Source organism: Paraburkholderia caledonica (genome assembly GCF_000383275.1).
Classification (GTDB): Bacteria; Pseudomonadota; Gammaproteobacteria; order Burkholderiales; family Burkholderiaceae; genus Paraburkholderia; species Paraburkholderia caledonica.
The window spans coordinates 45,988-63,126 of record NZ_KB911052.1; the positions used below are offsets into that span (position 1 = coordinate 45,988).

Annotated in this window: 16 protein-coding genes; 9 read left to right on the forward strand and 7 right to left on the reverse strand. The window is 61.6% G+C overall.

The genetic code is table 11. The features are described from left to right. Positions 1 to 56: 56 nt before the first annotated feature. Together H281_RS0132195 and H281_RS0132200 are read right to left on the reverse strand one after the other, a co-directional pair. The gene (locus tag H281_RS0132195) at positions 57 to 614 is read right to left on the reverse strand and encodes a CNP1-like family protein (RefSeq protein ID WP_020071245.1); all 558 of its coding nucleotides are present in this window, start codon (positions 612 to 614) and stop codon (positions 57 to 59) included. Between the two features lie 85 nt (positions 615 to 699). After that, positions 700 to 1,443: an RNA pyrophosphohydrolase gene (locus tag H281_RS0132200; RefSeq protein WP_020071246.1), complete on the reverse strand. Its 744-nt coding sequence runs from the start codon at positions 1,441 to 1,443 to the stop codon at positions 700 to 702. A gap of 298 nt (positions 1,444 to 1,741) precedes the next feature. Between H281_RS0132200 and H281_RS0132205 the strand changes: the two genes are divergently transcribed. Both H281_RS0132205 and H281_RS0132210 read left to right on the forward strand, forming a co-directional pair. Continuing rightward, positions 1,742 to 3,478 (forward strand): proline--tRNA ligase, encoded by a 1,737-nt coding sequence (locus tag H281_RS0132205; protein ID WP_020071247.1) that lies wholly within the window; start codon positions 1,742 to 1,744, stop codon positions 3,476 to 3,478. A gap of 12 nt (positions 3,479 to 3,490) precedes the next feature. After that, positions 3,491 to 4,090 (forward strand): MarC family protein, encoded by a 600-nt coding sequence (locus H281_RS0132210; RefSeq protein ID WP_020071248.1) that lies wholly within the window; start codon positions 3,491 to 3,493, stop codon positions 4,088 to 4,090. Positions 4,091 to 4,243: 153 nt separating this feature from the next. On the opposite strand, the gene H281_RS0132215 is transcribed toward H281_RS0132210, so the two are convergent. After that, a complete protein-coding gene (locus H281_RS0132215) occupies positions 4,244 to 4,795 on the reverse strand; it encodes a hypoxanthine-guanine phosphoribosyltransferase (protein WP_020071249.1) in 552 nt (183 codons plus the stop codon). Positions 4,796 to 4,915: 120 nt separating this feature from the next. Further along, positions 4,916 to 6,283 (reverse strand): signal recognition particle protein, encoded by a 1,368-nt coding sequence (ffh, locus tag H281_RS0132220; protein ID WP_020071250.1) that lies wholly within the window; start codon positions 6,281 to 6,283, stop codon positions 4,916 to 4,918. Between the two features lie 81 nt (positions 6,284 to 6,364). Between ffh and H281_RS0132225 the strand changes: the two genes are divergently transcribed. From H281_RS0132225 to H281_RS0132260, 7 genes are all read left to right on the forward strand, one after another. Next, positions 6,365 to 7,318 (forward strand): cytochrome C assembly family protein, encoded by a 954-nt coding sequence (locus H281_RS0132225; protein ID WP_020071251.1) that lies wholly within the window; start codon positions 6,365 to 6,367, stop codon positions 7,316 to 7,318. 9 nt (positions 7,319 to 7,327) lie between these two features. Beyond that, positions 7,328 to 7,645 (forward strand): PP0621 family protein, encoded by a 318-nt coding sequence (locus H281_RS0132230; protein ID WP_020071252.1) that lies wholly within the window; start codon positions 7,328 to 7,330, stop codon positions 7,643 to 7,645. Next, a complete protein-coding gene (ampD, locus tag H281_RS0132235; RefSeq protein ID WP_020071253.1) occupies positions 7,642 to 8,238 on the forward strand; it encodes a 1,6-anhydro-N-acetylmuramyl-L-alanine amidase AmpD in 597 nt (198 codons plus the stop codon). Before H281_RS0132230 ends, ampD begins: the two co-directional genes overlap by 4 nt. A 538-nt stretch (positions 8,239 to 8,776) precedes the next feature. Next, positions 8,777 to 11,800: a ribonucleoside-diphosphate reductase subunit alpha gene (locus H281_RS0132240; RefSeq protein ID WP_020071254.1), complete on the forward strand. Its 3,024-nt coding sequence runs from the start codon at positions 8,777 to 8,779 to the stop codon at positions 11,798 to 11,800. Between the two features lie 656 nt (positions 11,801 to 12,456). Beyond that, complete coding sequence (locus H281_RS0132250; protein ID WP_027779653.1) at positions 12,457 to 13,689, forward strand: ribonucleotide-diphosphate reductase subunit beta; 1,233 nt, start codon at positions 12,457 to 12,459, stop codon at positions 13,687 to 13,689. Between the two features lie 86 nt (positions 13,690 to 13,775). Then, a complete protein-coding gene (locus H281_RS0132255) occupies positions 13,776 to 14,102 on the forward strand; it encodes a hypothetical protein (protein WP_020071258.1) in 327 nt (108 codons plus the stop codon). Between the two features lie 30 nt (positions 14,103 to 14,132). Next, a complete protein-coding gene (locus H281_RS0132260; RefSeq protein ID WP_020071259.1) occupies positions 14,133 to 14,777 on the forward strand; it encodes a histone H1-like DNA-binding protein in 645 nt (214 codons plus the stop codon). A 284-nt stretch (positions 14,778 to 15,061) separates the two neighbouring features. Here H281_RS0132260 and H281_RS0132265 read toward each other — a convergent pair whose 3' ends face one another. The 3 genes from H281_RS0132265 to tpx form a co-directional block, all read right to left on the reverse strand. Then, positions 15,062 to 15,538, reverse strand: coding sequence for an outer membrane lipoprotein (locus tag H281_RS0132265; protein ID WP_027779656.1), 477 nt, complete (start codon positions 15,536 to 15,538; stop codon positions 15,062 to 15,064). A gap of 24 nt (positions 15,539 to 15,562) precedes the next feature. After that, complete coding sequence (locus H281_RS0132270) at positions 15,563 to 16,501, reverse strand: carbohydrate kinase family protein (RefSeq protein ID WP_020071261.1); 939 nt, start codon at positions 16,499 to 16,501, stop codon at positions 15,563 to 15,565. A gap of 93 nt (positions 16,502 to 16,594) precedes the next feature. Then, positions 16,595 to 17,095 (reverse strand): thiol peroxidase, encoded by a 501-nt coding sequence (tpx, locus tag H281_RS0132275; protein WP_020071262.1) that lies wholly within the window; start codon positions 17,093 to 17,095, stop codon positions 16,595 to 16,597. Positions 17,096 to 17,139: the final 44 nt, after the last annotated feature.

Genomic DNA, 17,139 nt, shown 5'->3' on the forward strand with positions numbered 1-17,139 from the left:
AAAGCCGTTCCGGCGAAGTGCAGGAACGGCTTTTCTTCTGGCGCGTCGGCGAAGCGTCAGTGAATCAACGAAGTCGCCGTGCGCTTATAGCGGATGTTTTCCACAATCGTCTTTGCGCTCCCCGTCGGGATCTTGTTCGCGCACAGATAATCCTGGTACAGCGCCGCGTGATACGCGTTCAGCGCGCCATTCTCGATACGCGTGAAGTCGTTCGCGACCGTCCTGTCCCAATCGTCGTGATCCGCGTTCAGGCCGGCATACAGGCGCCATTCATAGGTGTCGCAGCGAATGCCTTCGTAGTTCACGTTGCGGGCGCCGCTCGGGCTCGTCACCACCACGGTATAGCGCACAACGCCGTCGGAGCCGACGGTCAGCGAGTTCTTGTCGATAGCGAAATGTAGCGGCGTATTGCCTGACACCTCGAAAGGCAGCAGGTTCGAGTCCTGCGGCAGCGGTGGCAAAGTCTCGACCTTGTTTTCGACCCAATTGCTCGGCCGGTCCAGCAGATAGGCAAAGGCGCTGTCGTCCTTGTTGGTGGTTTTGCCGGCGCTCGAACAGCCAGTCAGCAGGGCGCCGGTGGCGACGCACGCCACGACGAGAGCAAGTGCTTTCAATATGGTTTCCTCGAAAAAGCGGGCGCGGCTCAAGAAGCCGCGCCCGCATAGACGACATAGGCGACGTAGACGGCCGTGCAGAAGGTCAGTTGCGCACGCCGTGATGACGGAACATCGAACCCGCAGCCTCGCGAGCCGAGTCGTCGTCGAGTTCCGATACGGTGCCGGCCTCGTTCCCCGAGCCGGCAGCTTCGCCGCAATCGGACACGCTTGTCGTGTGAACCGAAGTTTCGATTCTGACGGACGTAACCGTGGTCACCGTCATTACCGTGGAATCCGGCGGACTTTCCATTGACGACGCTATCCGGGGATAACGCGGCCCGTGGTGCCCGCTGGGTTTTTCCGCACGCGGCGCAGTGCGGCGCATGAAACGGGATAGCTCCGTCAGCGCCAACTGATAAACATCCCGCTTGAACTCGATCACACAGTCGAGCGGTACCCAATACTCGTTCCAGCGCCAGGCATCGAACTCCGGGTGGTCTGTGGCGCGCAAGCAGATGTCGCAATCGCGCCCTACCATTCGGAGCAAGAACCAGATTTGTTTCTGGCCGCGGTAGTGACCGCGTACCTCGCGCTTGATGAACTTGTCAGGCACCTCGTAACGCAACCAGTCGCGCGTGCGACCAATCACCTTGACGTGCTCCGGAAGCAGACCGGTTTCTTCGTGTAACTCCCGATACATCGCTTGCACGGGGGTCTCTCCGTACTTGATGCCCCCCTGCGGAAACTGCCAGGAATGTTCACGGAGCCGTTTGCCCCAAAACACCTCGTTGTGCGCGTTCAAGAGGATGATGCCGACGTTCGGGCGAAAGCCTTCACGATCCAGCATACAACCACCTTCGAATCCTTTAAAATTGCTTTGATTATAAACAGATAACGGACCCGACGCACCGATTCGCACCAGATTGGAACGATTCGCCGCAAAAGGCCTGCTTTGCGGTAGCCTGTCCGTCTTTGCGTGCCTGATCCCTTGTGCGAAAGACTTTGCGCGGCGGCTTGAGCGCCCCGGCGGCGGCCCTTGCGCCGGAGCGGCGAACCGGGCGGCCCCAGCCAGGCAGCCGTATCGATTTCCCTGTTTTTACCCTTTCGGGCGGTCCCTCCGGAGCCGCCGCTTTTGGAAAATCTGAATGAAAGCTTCCCGTTTCTTTATCGGCACCCTGAAAGAAGCTCCGGCCGACGCCGAGATCGTCAGTCACAAGCTCATGGTGCGTGCCGGCATGATCCGCCGCGTCGCCGGCGGCATCTATAACTACCTGCCGATCGGCTTGCGCTCGATCCGCAAGGTAGAAGCGATCGTGCGTGAGGAAATGAACCGGGCAGGCGCGATCGAGCTGCTGATGCCGGCCGTGCAGCCGGCCGAGCTATGGCAGGAGTCGGGTCGCTGGGAAAAATACGGCCCCGAACTCCTTCGCTTCAAAGACCGCAAGCAATCCGACTTCGTGATCGGACCGACCCACGAAGAAGTGGTGACAGACATCGCGCGTGGGCAGATCAAGAGCTACCGTCAGCTGCCGGTCAACTTCTATCAGATCCAGACGAAGTTCCGCGACGAAATCCGTCCGCGTTTCGGCGTAATGCGCGGCCGCGAGTTCATCATGAAAGACGCGTACTCGTTCGACAAGGACGCGGCAGGCCTGCGCGAGTCATATCGCAAGATGTACGACGCGTACGTGCGCATTTTCACGCGCCTCGGTCTCGATTTCCGCGCGGTCGCGGCGGACAACGGTTCGATCGGCGGCAGCGGCTCGCATGAATTCCACGTGATCGCCGATACGGGTGAGGACGCAATCGCCTACTGCCCGACGTCCGACTTCGCTGCGAACGTCGAAGCGGCCGAAGCTTTGCCGCTCTACGCACAGCGCGCGGCGCCCACCGAGCAGATGAAAAAGACGCCGACGCCGGGCAAGGCAAAGTGCGAGGCCGTCGCCGAGCTGCTGAACATTCCGCTCGAGCGCACCATCAAGTCGATCGTGCTCGCTACCGAAAACGAAGGCGCCGAGCCGACCATCTGGTTGCTGATGCTTCGCGGCGATCACGACCTGAACGAGATCAAGGCAAGCAAGTTGCCGGGCCTCGCCGATTTCCGCATGGCGACCGAGGCCGAGATCATCGAGACGTTCGGCACGCCGCCGGGCTATCTCGGTCCCCTCAACACAAAGAAGCCGGTGAAAGTCGTCGCGGACCGCACGGTCGCGAACATGAGCGACTTCGTGGTGGGATCGAACGAGGTGGACTACCACACGACGGGCGTGAACTGGGGTCGCGATCTGCCGGAACCGGTCGTTGCCGATATTCGCAACGTGAAGAAGGGCGATCCGTCGCCGGACGGCAAAGGCGTGATCGACATTTGCCGCGGCATCGAAGTCGGCCACGTCTTCCAGCTCGGCACCAAGTATTCGGAAGCAATGAACGCAACGTGCCTCGACGAAAACGGCAAGCCGCAGCCTATGGAAATGGGCTGTTACGGCATCGGCGTCACGCGTATTCTTGGCGCCGCGATCGAACAGAATTTCGACGACAAGGGCATCATCTGGCCGGAATCGATCGCGCCGTTCGAAGTCGTGCTGTGCCCGATGGGCTATGACCGCAGCGAAGCCGTGCGCGAGCAGGCCGACAAGCTCTACGCCGAACTGGTCGAAGCGGGCATCGACGTGATTCTCGACGATCGCGGCGAGCGCCCCGGCGTGATGTTCGCCGACTGGGAGCTGATCGGCGTGCCGCACCGTCTCGTGATCGGCGATCGTGGCCTGAAGGAAGGCAAGCTCGAATATCAGGGCCGCCGCGACGCGGAGGCGACCTTGCTGCCGGTCGATGAAGCCGCGCAAACGGTCATCGGGAAGGTTCGCGCGGCGCTGGCGCGTTAAGCGGGGCGGACGGTGGAGTACACCTTCCTGTCCGCGACCGTGCTGCTGATCCTGATCACTGACCCGCTCGGCAACATTCCGCTCTTCATCAGTTGTCTGCGCGGTGTGTCGCCGAAGCGGCGCACCGCGGTGATTCTGCGAGAAGTCGCGATCGCGTTTGCGATCCTGCTGGTGTTCATGGTCGTCGGCGACGCGTTTTTGCGCATGATGAGTCTCACCGACCAGTCGTTGCGCATCGGCGGCGGCATCGTGTTGTTCCTGATTGCGCTGCGTATGGTGTTCCCGCATCCGGACGGCCCTTTCGGCGGCGACGTGCGCGGCGGCGAGCCGTTGATCGTGCCGCTTGCCATTCCCGCGCTGGCAGGACCGTCGGCGCTGGCAACCGTGATGCTGCTGACGTCGCAGGCGCCCGGCAAGATGTTCGAGTGGATCGGCGCGCTGACCGTCACCATGATCGTCTGCGCAGTGGTGCTGATGCTGGCCGAGCGTATTCAGGCCTGGCTCGGCGAGCGAACCATGATGGCATTCGAACGGCTAATGGGACTCGTGCTGGTGGCGATTTCGGTGGAGATGATGCTTGGCGGTATCCGCGCGTTCGTGCATCAACTGTAAGTAACGTGCGGTGTCTGTCGAAGCGGCAATTGGCAACACCTGGACGGATCTCTAGCCGATTTAGCTGAGTGAAACCCGCAAGCAACGTTCGATGCAACAAAAAGCGGCCCAGTGGGCCGCTTTTTTTATCTCGTGATTTGCGCGCCGGGCGATTCAAGCGCCTTCGGTCAACGCGCGAATAGTGGGCAGATTGCGCCAGTAGCCTTTGGCGTCCATGCCGCAGCCGAAAACATAGCGGTCCGGCACTTCGAAGCCGCAGTAATCGGGCCGCAGCGGCTTCGCCTTCGGAATGATCTTTTCGCACAGCACGGCGCTCAGGAAGCGCTTGGCGCCCATTGCAAGGATGCGGTCGCGGATCGCGGCCATCGTCTCGCCTTCGTCGAGGATGTCGTCGAGCACCAGCACCACGCGATCCTTCACCGACTCGGCCGGCGCCACGCGCCATTGCATCTCGTTGCCGCCCTTCGTGGTGTTGCGATAGCGGGTGAGGTGGATGTAGTCGAACTCGAGCGGGAAATCGAGGTGCGGCAACAGCATGCCGGTGAAGACCGCGGCGCCGCCCATCACCGACAGCACGAGCGGAAAGTCCTCGCTCATTTCGTTGCGGATGGAGGTCGCCATGCCGCTGATCGACGCGTTGACCTCGTCGGCCGAAACGATTTCTTCGGAGTGGCTAAAAATGTGGAGAGCTTCTTCGCGGTTCATGACGTCTGGCGGGCGGTAACTGTATACATAGTGTGAGTGGGAACGCCCTGAAGGAAGTTCCCATGGTGACGGTGGCTGCGGGCCGGGTCGGCAACCCGCGCGCCGCCGTCTTGCTAAAGCTTAGCGCATGCCGGGCAACATGCCCTTCATGCCGCGCATCATCTTTTGCAGATTGCCGCCTTTCAGCTTTTTCATCATGGTGCGCATCTGATCGTACTGGTTCAGCATGCGGTTGACTTCCTGCACCTGCACGCCCGCACCCGCGGCGATGCGGCGCTTGCGCGTGGCCTTGATGAGATCCGGCTTGGCGCGCTCGAGCGGCGTCATGGAATTGATGATGCCTTCCATGCGGCGCATCTGCTTTTCAGCCTGGCTCATGTCGGCGCCGGCGGCGGCCTGCTGGAATTGCGCGGGCAGCTTGTCCATCAGCGACGAGAGGCCGCCCATGCCCTTCATTTGCGTCAGTTGCGCGCGGAAATCGTTGAGATCGAAGTCGCCGCCTTTCTTGACCTTATCGGCGAGCTTCTGCGCGGCCTGAACGTCCACGCCGCGTTGCGCTTCCTCGACGAGGGCGAGAATGTCGCCCATGCCGAGAATCCGGTTCGCCATACGATCCGGGTAGAAGACTTCAAGGCCGTCGAGCTTTTCCGCGACGCCGACGAACTTGATCGGCTTGCCCGTGACGTGACGCACCGAGAGTGCGGCGCCACCGCGCGAGTCGCCGTCGAGCTTGGTGAGCACCACGCCGGTGAGCGGCAGCGCGTCGCTAAATGCTTTGGCGGTGTTGACCGCGTCCTGGCCGAGCATTGCATCGACGACGAACAGCGTTTCCGCCGGCTTCAACGTGGTGTGCAGCGCGGTGATTTCCTGCATCATCGCTTCGTCGATACCTAGACGGCCGGCCGTGTCGACCAGCAGCACGTCGTGATAATGACGCCTCGCCCAGTCGACCGCGGCACGCGCGATATCCACCGGCTTCTGATCCGGTTCCGACGGGAAGAAGTCCGCGCCGACCTGCTCGGTTACCGTCTTCAACTGCGCGATAGCAGCGGGGCGATAGACGTCGCACGAAACAGTCAGAACCTTTTTCTTGTACTTCTCGCGCAGCAGCTTGGCGAGCTTGCCGACCGTGGTCGTTTTACCCGCGCCTTGCAGACCCGCCATCAGAATGACGGCCGGCGGCGTGACGGCGAGATTCAGTTCAGCGGCTTTGCCTTCGTAGTCGCCGCCGATCACGGCGGTCAGCTCGCGCTGCACGACGCCGACGAGCGCCTGACCTGGCGACAGGCTGCTAATCACTTCTTCGCCGAGCGCCTTCTCTTTCACCTTGGCGATGAACTCGCGCACGACGGGCAGCGCCACGTCCGCCTCGAGCAGCGCCAGACGCACCTCGCGCAGCATTTCCTGGGTGTTCGCCTCGGTGAGCCGGGCTTCGCCGCGCAGCGTCTTGACGACGCGCGCCATCCGTTGAGTCAGATTGTCGAGCATGGGGAGCGATGAACAGTGCGGCCCCGGGCGAGCGCGAAGTGGAAGACGTCGCGGATCAGGGGCCTAGTGTAAACTTCGAATATGGATATTGTACTGTATGCCCTCACTGCGCTCCTGTACGGCGGACTCGCCGTAGCCGGCTGGCGCTCGCACCGGCACGCCGGGTCGCGCCCCATGCTGGAAAGCGTTCCGCCAATGCCGGCTGCCGCGACCACCGGCGCGAACACGCAGGCACAGTCCGGGTTCGCCGGCTCGGCGGCTTCGGGCATGAGTTCGTCCGGCCGCGCGTTGCTGTTCGTCGCGCTGCTCGCGCACGGCGTGCTGCTGCACACCACGATCTTCCCGCAGAACGCCATGGTGTTCGGCTTTGCGTTTGCGCTGTCCGCCATGTTCTGGCTCGGCGCGGGCATCTACTGGATAGAAAGCTTCTTTTTTCCGCTCGACGGACTGCGTCTGCTGGTGTTGCCGCTCGCCTGCGTCGCCTCGTTATTGCCGCTCGCGTTCAACGGCGTGCGTGTGCTGCCGTATTCGGCCGCACCCATGTTCAAGCTGCACTTTCTGATCGCCAACATCGCCTATGGTCTGTTCGCGATCGCAGCGCTGCACGCCATTCTGATGCTGCTCGTCGAGCGGCGTCTTCATGCAATGCGCGGCGGAATCGCGCAACGGAACGTGGCTGCGGCAGGCAACGGTTGGCTCTCCAGCTGGCTCGACACGCTGCCGCCGTTGCTCACGCTCGAGAAGCTGCTGTTCCGTCTGATCGGCGCCGGTTTCGTGCTGCTCACGCTGACGCTCGTGTCGGGGATCCTGTTCAGCGAGCAACTGGTCGACCGCGCGCTGCGTCTCGATCACAAGACCGTGTTTGCGATTCTTTCGTGGGTCATGTTCGGCGCGCTTCTGACTGCGCGCAAGGTGTCCGGCTGGCGCGGCCGTGCTGCATTGCGCTGGGTGCTGGCGTCGTTCGTCGCGTTGCTGCTGGCGTACGTCGGAAGCCGTTTTGTTTTCGAGGTGCTGTTGCACCGTGCTGTAGTGTGAGCGTGCCCCATGCGACAAATCTTTCTGCTCATCATATTGTTCTTCGTCGGCCAGTGGCTTGTGAAGGCGCTGCGCCGTCATGACGCGCACACAGCACAACGCACCGGCGCCGGCGGCGCGCGAGGCGCATCGGGCGCCGCCGGCAATGGCAACGGTGCCGCGCGTCCCGCACAACCGCCTCAACTCGCTGAGCCGATGATCCGTTGCGTCGAGTGCGGCGTGCATGCGCCTAAGAGCGACTCGGTGGTCGTCGCCGGGCAGCCGTTCTGCAGCGCCGCTCACGCGCGGCGGCACGGCGCACGACCCACGGGCCGCGACGCCCGATGAGCATCGCGTTCGCCGTCGACGCAGACGGTTGGGTCGCACAAGCGCGCAGGCTGCCATCGCCGAATTTCGAAGCACGGCCGCAAGGCGCGGTGCCGACTCTGATCGTGGTCCACAACATCAGCCTGCCGCCTAACCAGTTCGGCGGCACGGCGATCGCCGAACTGTTTCTCAATACGCTCGATTGTGACGCGCATCCTTATTACGACGCGCATCTGCGCGGCGTGCGGGTGTCCGCGCACTTCGTGATTCATCGCGACGGCGCGCTCGAGCAGTTCGTGTCGTGCAATGAGCGCGCGTGGCACGCGGGCCCATCGAACTTTTTCGGCCGTGAGCGTTGCAATGATTTCTCGATCGGCATCGAACTGGAAGGCAGTGACACGACTCCTTTCGAGGCGGCGCAATACCGCACGCTCGGCTCGCTCGTCAGTGCGCTGACGGCTCGTTATCCGATCGAAGCGCTTGCCGGGCACTCCGACATTGCGCCTGGTCGCAAGACTGATCCAGGACCACATTTCGAGTGGGCGCGTCTGCAACGCGATACGTTGCTGGCGGATCGGTATTTCCCCTATCTCAAGTTTTCCAGAGCGCTGTAACGGCACTTTGCGCGACGTCGCGCGTGAGCCGCAGAGCGAGGCTCTGCCTGCTTCTGCAGGTGGAGCGCTTCGCGCCGCGCGGTGCAAAAGTCAAGACTTCAAAAGCAAATAAAACCGTTTGACCTGTCTCGAATCTCCACTATACTTGGTGCCACAAATTCAGTTACGCACTAGATATTGTGTGTCCTGTGTATAACTGTGTGAATAACCGAGTGCATAACTACGTGCACAAGTCGCGGCGCCCCGCTCTCTGAGCACGGCGCCGCAAGCATTCCAGGCAGCGAAAAATAATCCTGCAGCGCAGCCGGACCTGACCAGCCGGCGGCAACCAAAAGCATCAGGAAAGGGGCTGAGAGTGATCGCGACACATACGACGAAGACCGTTTTCAATTCGAATCAGGCTTCATCGCAGTCGCATCCCGCCAGCCGCCCAGGCCGGTCTTTTTCCTGCACCTCCTCGCTTGCGCACGCGGCGGCGCAGCGTTCGTTTTAATCCGCGGCACTCGCCGCAACATTTCCAGGACCAGGAGCTTTGCACATGCAAACCACCGACAACGTGACGACCCGGTATGAGGGATCACCGACTGGCCAGGCGTTCGGCCAGGCACAAGGCACTCAAGCGCTCGCGCCGCAAGCGACGTACGCCGACTACAAGGTGATCCGTCGTAATGGCAGCGTGGTGTCGTTCGAACCGTCGAAGATCGCCATCGCCGTGACGAAGGCATTTCTCGCCGTCAACGGTGGTCAAGGCGCGGCGTCGGCGCGTGTGCGTGAACTGGTCGAGCAACTGACGCAGAACGTGGTGCGCGCGCTGCTGCGCAGCCGTCCGAACGGCGGCACGTTCCATATTGAAGACATTCAGGATCAGGTCGAACTCGCGCTGATGCGCGGCGGCGAGCACAACGTCGCACGTGCGTACGTGCTGTATCGCGAGAAGCGCACGCAGGCGCGCGCTCATGACGATCACGCTGCCGCCGGCACGCCGGGCCTCACGGTCACGGACAACGGCGTCACGCGTCCGCTCGACCTCGCTGCACTGCGCGGCATTATCGAGTCCGCTTGCGCGAACCTGGGTGACGCGGTGAGCGCGGAGCCGATCGTCGCGGAAACGGTGAAGAATCTGTACGACGGCGTGCCGATGAGCCAGGTCTACGACTCGGCGATTCTGGCTGCACGTACGATGATCGAAAAAGATCCGGCCTACAGCCAGGTCACCGCTCGCATCCTGCTGCACACCATCCGCCGCGAGATTCTCGAAGAAGAAGTCACGCAAGCCGAAATGGGCGAGCGTTACGCCGAGTACTTTCCGCAGTTCATCAAGCGCGGCGTGCAAGCCGAGCTGCTCGACGACAAGCTGCTGCAGTTCGACCTGAAGCGCCTGGGTGCCGCGCTCGACAACAACCGCGATCTGCAATTCGGCTATCTCGGTCTGCAGACGCTGTATGACCGTTACTTCCTGCACCACGACGGCGTGCGTATCGAAATGCCTCAGGCATTCTTTATGCGTGTCGCAATGGGCCTGTCGCTGAACGAGATCGACCGCGAAGCGCGGGCGATCGAGTTTTACAACGTGCTGTCGAGCTTTGACTTCATGTCGTCCACGCCGACGCTGTTCAACTCGGGCACGCGCCGCTCGCAGCTGTCGTCGTGCTACCTGACCACGGTCGACGACGACCTGGACGGCATCTACGAAGCACTGAAGGAAAACGCGCTGCTCTCGAAGTTTGCCGGCGGTCTCGGCAACGACTGGACGCGTGTGCGTGCGCTCGGCTCGCACATCAAGGGCACGAATGGCAAGTCGCAAGGCGTGGTGCCATTCCTGAAGGTCGTCAACGACACGGCTGTCGCCGTGAACCAGGGCGGCAAGCGCAAGGGCGCAGTGTGCGCGTACCTGGAAACGTGGCACCTGGACATTGAAGAGTTCCTCGAGCTGCGCAAGAACACCGGTGACGACCGTCGTCGCACGCACGACATGAACACGGCGAACTGGATTCCCGACCTGTTCATGAAGCGCGTGATGGAAGGCGGCGACTGGACGCTGTTCTCGCCGTCCACCTGCCCGGACCTGCACGACAAGTTCGGCGCCGAGTTCGAAGCGGCTTACACGGCTTACGAAGACAAGGTCGCGCGCGGCGAGATCAAGCTGTTCAAGAAGGTGCCCGCGGCGCAACTGTGGCGCAAGATGCTCGGCATGCTGTTCGAAACCGGCCACCCGTGGATCACGTTCAAGGATCCGTGCAATGTGCGCTCGCCGCAACAGCACGTCGGCGTCGTCCACTCGTCGAACCTTTGCACGGAAATCACGCTGAACACGAGCGACTCGGAAATCGCGGTCTGCAACCTGGGCTCAGTGAACCTCGTCGCGCATCTGAAGGAACAGGCCGACGGCACGCTCGCACTCGACCACGACAAGCTCAAGCGCACTGTCAGCGTTGCAATGCGCATGCTCGACAACGTGATCGACATCAACTATTACGCAGTTGCCAAGGCGCGTAACTCGAACCTGAAGCACCGACCGGTCGGCATGGGCATCATGGGCTTCCAGGACTGCCTGCATCTGCTGCGCACGCCGTACGCGTCGGAAGAAGCGGTCAAGTTCGCCGACACGTCGATGGAAGCGGTCTGCTACTACGCTTACTACGCGTCGACCGAACTGGCGCAAGAACGCGGCCGTTACTCCAGCTACCGCGGCTCGCTGTGGGATCGCGGCATCCTCCCGCAAGACTCGGTCAAGCTGCTGGCCGACGCGCGTGGCGGCTATGTCGAAGTCGATTCCAGCGAGTCGATGGACTGGACGGAACTGCGCGAGCGCATCGCCACTTACGGCATGCGCAACTCGAACTGCATCGCGATCGCGCCGACGGCGACGATCTCGAACATCATCGGCGTGTCGGCTTGTATCGAACCGACGTTCCAGAACCTGTATGTGAAGTCGAACCTGTCGGGCGAGTTCACGGTAGTCAACGACTACCTGGTGCGTGACCTGAAGGCGCGCGGCCTGTGGGACGAAGTGATGGTCGCCGACCTGAAGTACTTCGACGGCACGCTCTCGCGCATCGACCGTATCCCGGCCGACCTGCGCGCGATCTACGCGACCGCGTTCGAAGTCGATCCGAAGTGGCTCGTCGAAGCGGCGTCGCGCCGTCAGAAGTGGATCGACCAGGCGCAGTCGCTGAACATCTACATGGGCGGCGCATCGGGTAAGAAGCTCGACGAGATCTACAAGCTTGCATGGGTGCGCGGTCTGAAGACCACGTACTACCTCCGCACGATGGCGGCAACGCACGTCGAGAAGTCGACGGTCGCTCACGGCGCGCTCAACGCAGTGAGCTCGGGCGGCGGTGAAGGCACGGGTGGTGTCGGCGGTGGCGCGGCAGGCGGTTTCGGCGCGAGCGGCGGTGCCGGTGGTGCACTCGGCAATGGCGGTGGCCTTCAGGCAGCAACGGCAGCAACAGCGGCAGCGTCGGCAGTCGCAGTCGAAGCGGCGCCCGAAGCAGACGGTCCCGTCTGCATGATGCGTCCGGGCGACCCTGGCTTCGACGAATGCGAGGCTTGCCAGTAAGCGTCGAGCAGCAAGCGGGTTCGTTGCTTGCTGACGGGTTCCAGGTAAAGACCCGCATGCAGCGATCAACGAACCTGATAGAGATGAAGCAGATATAAACCGACGAGCGGTGCGGCAAGCAAGATAGACGAAGTCAGCGAGGCCGCACCGCTCATCGACGCAACGAAGCGAAGCATCCACGCAACGAAGCTTAGGCACGAAGTCGGGCGACGAAGCAACGAAGCCAGGCAACGAAGCAACGAGTCGGCACTTCACGAAGCGCGCGAGACAACATCCGAGCGCGCGACCCAACGCTTCGACCGATAGGGCGAACAACGCAGTCGGCCACACGCATCGCCACGCATTGCATTGAACTTCATCTCGCTAGCGCTGACGAACCGGCAACTCGCAGAGAAGTGCAAGACACAGCAAACGCACTCCGCAATACAGATAGATAGAGCAGCGAAACGACGCTTCAACGCGTTGCTCTTCGAACTCGCGAAGCACCTCGACGACACACGTTCAACTTGCTTCATACGAGGCAACGCACACAGTCTGTTGAACAAAGTGTTGTATGAACGTAGCAACGCGAATCGAAAACAGGATTTTTCGCGAGTGGACTCTTTTATCGCTCGTGAAAAGATGGTACAAACCGTTCTAAATTGATGGTGACATTTATGCTCAACTGGGATGACGAGATCACTGCCGTAACTCCCTCGAGCGCTACGCAACCGAACGTGTTGCGCAACGCTGCGGGACCGGCTGTCGGTTCGCAAGTCGGAACGCGTTCCGCTCCTCATGCTCCCTCGGCTCAAGACATCTTCGCGAACGACATCGCTGTCGCTCCCGCTGCTACCGTTGCTCATGCTGCTGGAACTGCTGCAGTTTCAGAAGCGCGAGTGAATGTCGCCGACAAGCGCATCATCAACGGCCAGACTGACGTGAATCAGTTGGTGCCGTTCAAGTACAAGTGGGCTTGGGAAAAGTATCTGGCTGGTTGCGCCAACCACTGGATGCCGCAAGAAGTGAACATGTCGCGCGACATCGCCCTCTGGAAAGACCCGAACGGGCTGACCGAAGACGAGCGCCGCATCGTCAAGCGCAACCTGGGCTTCTTCGTCACGGCCGACTCCCTCGCCGCCAACAACATCGTGCTGGGCACCTACCGCCACATCACGGCTCCCGAATGCCGCCAGTTCCTGCTGCGCCAGGCGTTCGAAGAAGCGATCCACACACACGCCTATCAGTACATCGTCGAATCGCTCGGCCTCGACGAGGGCGAAATCTTCAACGCGTATCACGAGGTCTCCTCGATCCGCGCGAAAGACGAATTCCTCATTCCGTACATCAACGTGCTGACCGATCCGGGTTTCCAGACCGGCACGCTCGAGACTGACCAGACGCTGCTGCGCTCCCTGATCGTGTTCGCCTGCGTGATGGAAGGCTTGTTCTTCTACGTCGGCTTCACGCAAATCCTGGCGCTCGGCCGTCAGAACAAGATGACGGGCGCCGCGGAACAGTACCAGTACATCCTGCGCGACGAGTCGATGCACTGCAACTTCGGCATCGACCTGATCAACCAGATCAAACTTGAGAACCCGCAACTCTGGACGGCTGAGTTCCGCGCGGAAATCCGCGAGATCTTCCAGCAAGCGGTCGAACTTGAATATCGTTACGCAGAAGACACGATGCCGCGCGGGGTGCTCGGCCTCAATGCGTCGATGTTCAAGAGTTATCTGCGCTTCATCTGCAACCGCCGTTGCCAGCAGATCGGTCTCGATCCGCTGTACCCGAACGAGGAAAACCCGTTCCCGTGGATGAGCGAGATGATCGACCTGAAGAAGGAGCGCAACTTCTTCGAGACGCGTGTGATCGAATATCAGACTGGCGGCGCGCTGACCTGGGAGTGATCCGGGTTCGTGTCGTAGATGCATTCATCGATGGGGATGCCGTGGGCCTCGGCCGCGGCAATTATGTTTAGGAGCTGAACCGCCTGATGCAAAGCGTGCCCGGTGCGCCGCGTGCCTTCGCGGCCCACAAACATGACAGGCACTTTGCGAACCCTTCAGTGGGATGGGCAAACTTCCCCCCGGAAAAAGTCGCCGGCGTTATCGCCGGTGGCTCGATCAAGCAATTACCGGTGTTGAAACCCAACACCGATGACATTTGGCGCGCGGTGCCTTCGGGCACGGCGCGCCTTACCGCATTCATTAGCGTAAGCGCGCGGCACCTGCGTACGCCGATGAATAGCCCGCTTCGTAGCGCGCGCCCTGAGAAGCGTCCGCGGGAAGCGGGTTTTGACGAAGGGTGTAGTTTGAACTGACTCTCATCTGAAAACCTGAAGGAGAAAATGATGGCAACTGCAAAGAAAGCCGCCGCTAAGAAGCCTGCAGCAAAGAAGGTCGCAGCAAAGAAGGCAGCTCCGGCGAAGAAGGCAGCACCGGCAAAGAAAGTAGCAGCGAAGAAGGCAGCGCCGGCCAAGAAGGTCGCGGCAAAGAAAGCAGCACCGGCTAAGAAGGTAGCAGCGAAGAAAGCTGCACCGGCTAAGAAGGTTGCAGCCAAGAAAGCCGCACCGGCAAAGAAGGTAGCAGCGAAGAAGGCAGCGCCGGCTAAGAAGGCCGCAGCGAAGAAGGCAGCACCGGCGAAGAAGGCCGCAGCGAAGAAGGCTGCACCGGCTAAGAAGGCCGCAGCCAAGAAGGCCGCGCCTGCGAAGAAGGCTGCTGCGAAGAAAGCCGCGCCTGCTAAGAAGGCTGCCGCCAAGAAGGCTGCGCCTGCGAAAAAGGCTGCTGCTAAAAAGGCTGCGCCTGCCAAGAAGGCTGCTCCTGCGAAGAAGGCCGCTGCTCCTGCGAAGAAGGCTGCCCCTGCGAAGAAGGCTGTCGCCAAGAAGGCTGCGCCTGCACCCGCTGCGACTTCTGTTTCGAGCGCACCGGCGGCGACGGTGAAGACCGCGCTGAACCCGGCAGCGGCATGGCCGTTCCCGACGGGCAGCCGTCCGTAACTCGGGCAGTTAGCAGGTCAGTAAGAAGTAGGAGTGCATGGACGCATCGCACGATGCGTCCAATGATTGAGTGGCGCTCAACGTAGCTTCGCGAGTGCTACTCGGTCAGGGTCCCGTTGCCGGTTTCCGGCGACGGGATTTTTTTTCGTCGGTGCATAACGGGGAGCGTTGGCACGCCCGGATGCAATCACTGCGCGCAGGCGAAAAAAAACGCATGCACAGGGGAGGGCATGCGTGTGAGGTCGACGCGGCCGCGTTATGCCTGGCCGTTCGAGAGGGGAACCTTAATGCGTGACGCGCGTAACGCCGCCGCTGGAAAGAAGCCGAACGCGCTCGCCAGCACGGAAGATCTCGCCGGTTGAGCTTTGCGTGATTGCGCGGATGTCGCCGTTATCGAGTCGCACGGTAACTTCCAGACCGTCGTGCACGGCCACCCGGTTCTCGACCGAGTTGCCGGCCACCGCACCCGCCAGACCGCCAATAATCCCGGTGATGATCGAGCCCGTGCCGCCGCCGATAGTGCTGCCCGCCACTGCACCGAGAGCGCCGCCGCCGATTGCGCCAATGCCGCTCGGCTGACCGTTGTTCGAGCTGATCTTGACTGCGCGCACGCTGTCGACCGTGCCCATGCGGACCGTTTCTTCGCGCTGTGCCTGCGACGCCGTGTAAACGTCGGCAGAGCTGCTGTTGTATGCGCACCCCGACATGGCCAGCGAACCGGCGATCAAGGTGGCCACTATCAGGCGACTCGTTATTCTCATTCCCTAACTCCAATAGCTTCGGTATTACGGCAGGTCGTACCCGAACGCCTGCTTGAACCGTTCGTTGATCTGCGCCCGGGTAGGCGCATAGTTTTGCGGACCCTGATGCTCGATCTTCAGCGCGCCCATCAGGCTCGCGAGACGGCCGGTGGTCGCCCAGCCGAGCTTGTTCTCGATGCCGTACAGCAAGCCGCCGCGAAACGCGTCGCCGCATCCTGTGGGGTCCAGCACCTGCTGTGCCTTGACGGCCGGAATCTCTTCGACGCCGCCCGCGTGATGAATCTGCGCACCGTGTTCGCCGAGCGTGACGATGAGCGCTTCGACCTTGCCGGCGATCTCTTCGATCGACCAACCTGTCTTGTTGCTCACAAGTTTGGCTTCGTAATCGTTGACAGCTACGTAAGTCGCAAGTTCAATCATGCGCCGCAGTGCAGCACCGTCGAAGAGGGGCAATCCTTGACCTGGATCGAAGATGAACGGCACGCCCGCCGCGGCCAGGTGCTCCGAATGCTGAACCATGCCGTCGTAGCCGTCGGGCGCGACGATGCCGAGCGTGATGCCTTTCGCTTCGTCCGCGCGGTTCAGGTGCGACTGCATCATCGCGCCCGGATGGAACGCGGTGATCTGATTGTTTTCGAGGTCGGTGGTGATCATGGCCTGCGCCGAATAGGTGCCCGGCACGACCAGCACGTTTTCCGTCGATAGCCCGAGTTGCGCGAACCGGTCCATGTACAACTGGGCGTCGACCGCGCCGAGCGTGCCCATGATGCGCGCGTCGCCGCCCAGCAGGTTCAGCGAATACGCGATATTGCCCGCGCAGCCGCCGAACTCGCGGCGCATCGTCGGCACGAGAAAGCTCACGTTCAGGATGTGGACCTGCTCCGGCAGGATGTGCTCCCGGAAGCGGCCTTCGAAGGTCATGATGTTGTCGTAGGCGAGCGAGCCGCAAATCAGCGTAGCCAAGGCGAGCGTCCTGTAAAAAATGAAGAATAGGTAGTGAGGACGTGACAGCGCCGCGCGTGAAGCGCGGCGCCGGAGTCTTCGGGTGCTGAGGTTTTACTTCAGCGCGGCAAGTGCTGCGTCGTAGTTCGGTTCGTTCTTGATTTCGTCGACCAGTTCCGCATGAACCACCTTGTCGTTCTCGTCGATCACGACAACCGCGCGCGCCGTGAGACCCGTGAGCGGACCGCTCGTCACGTCGACGCCGTACGCCTGCGCGAATTCGTGGCCGCGGAAGGTCGACGCCGTCACGACGTTTTCAATGCCTTCCGTCGTGCAAAAGCGCGACGCGGCGAACGGCAGGTCGCCCGACACGACGATCACTGCCGTGTTGCTCAGCTTCGCAGCGGCTTCGTTGAACTTGCGGGTCGACGTCGCGCAGGTCGGCGTGTCGAGGCTCGGGACAATGTTCAACACTTTGCGTTTGCCGGCGAAATCGGCGAGCGACAGCGGCTTGAGATCCTTGCCGACCAGCGAGAAAGCGGGAGCGCTCTGACCCACCGACGGGAAAGTGCCGGCTACATCGATCGGGTTACCACCCAGCGTGACTTGACTCATGTTGTTGTGCTCCGAAAGTTCGTCTGTGATGACGGTGAACGCGC

Bases quoted from the DNA above. Each gene is read 5' to 3' on its own strand.
- H281_RS0132215 (WP_020071249.1), bottom strand. From the start codon at position 4,795: ATGAACCGCGAAGAAGCTCTCCACATTTTTAGCCACTCCGAAGAAATC.
- tpx (WP_020071262.1), bottom strand. From the start codon at position 17,095: ATGAGTCAAGTCACGCTGGGTGGTAACCCGATCGATGTAGCCGGCACT.
- H281_RS0132230 (WP_020071252.1), top strand. From the start codon at position 7,328: ATGCGACAAATCTTTCTGCTCATCATATTGTTCTTCGTCGGCCAGTGG.
- H281_RS0132265 (WP_027779656.1), bottom strand. From the start codon at position 15,538: ATGAGAATAACGAGTCGCCTGATAGTGGCCACCTTGATCGCCGGTTCG.
- H281_RS0132250 (WP_027779653.1), top strand. From the start codon at position 12,457: ATGCTCAACTGGGATGACGAGATCACTGCCGTAACTCCCTCGAGCGCT.
- H281_RS0132225 (WP_020071251.1), top strand. From the start codon at position 6,365: ATGGATATTGTACTGTATGCCCTCACTGCGCTCCTGTACGGCGGACTC.
- H281_RS0132260 (WP_020071259.1), top strand. From the start codon at position 14,133: ATGGCAACTGCAAAGAAAGCCGCCGCTAAGAAGCCTGCAGCAAAGAAG.
- H281_RS0132255 (WP_020071258.1), top strand. From the start codon at position 13,776: ATGCAAAGCGTGCCCGGTGCGCCGCGTGCCTTCGCGGCCCACAAACAT.
- H281_RS0132200 (WP_020071246.1), bottom strand. From the start codon at position 1,443: ATGCTGGATCGTGAAGGCTTTCGCCCGAACGTCGGCATCATCCTCTTG.
- ampD (WP_020071253.1), top strand. From the start codon at position 7,642: ATGAGCATCGCGTTCGCCGTCGACGCAGACGGTTGGGTCGCACAAGCG.
- H281_RS0132205 (WP_020071247.1), top strand. From the start codon at position 1,742: ATGAAAGCTTCCCGTTTCTTTATCGGCACCCTGAAAGAAGCTCCGGCC.
- ffh (WP_020071250.1), bottom strand. From the start codon at position 6,283: ATGCTCGACAATCTGACTCAACGGATGGCGCGCGTCGTCAAGACGCTG.
- H281_RS0132240 (WP_020071254.1), top strand. From the start codon at position 8,777: ATGCAAACCACCGACAACGTGACGACCCGGTATGAGGGATCACCGACT.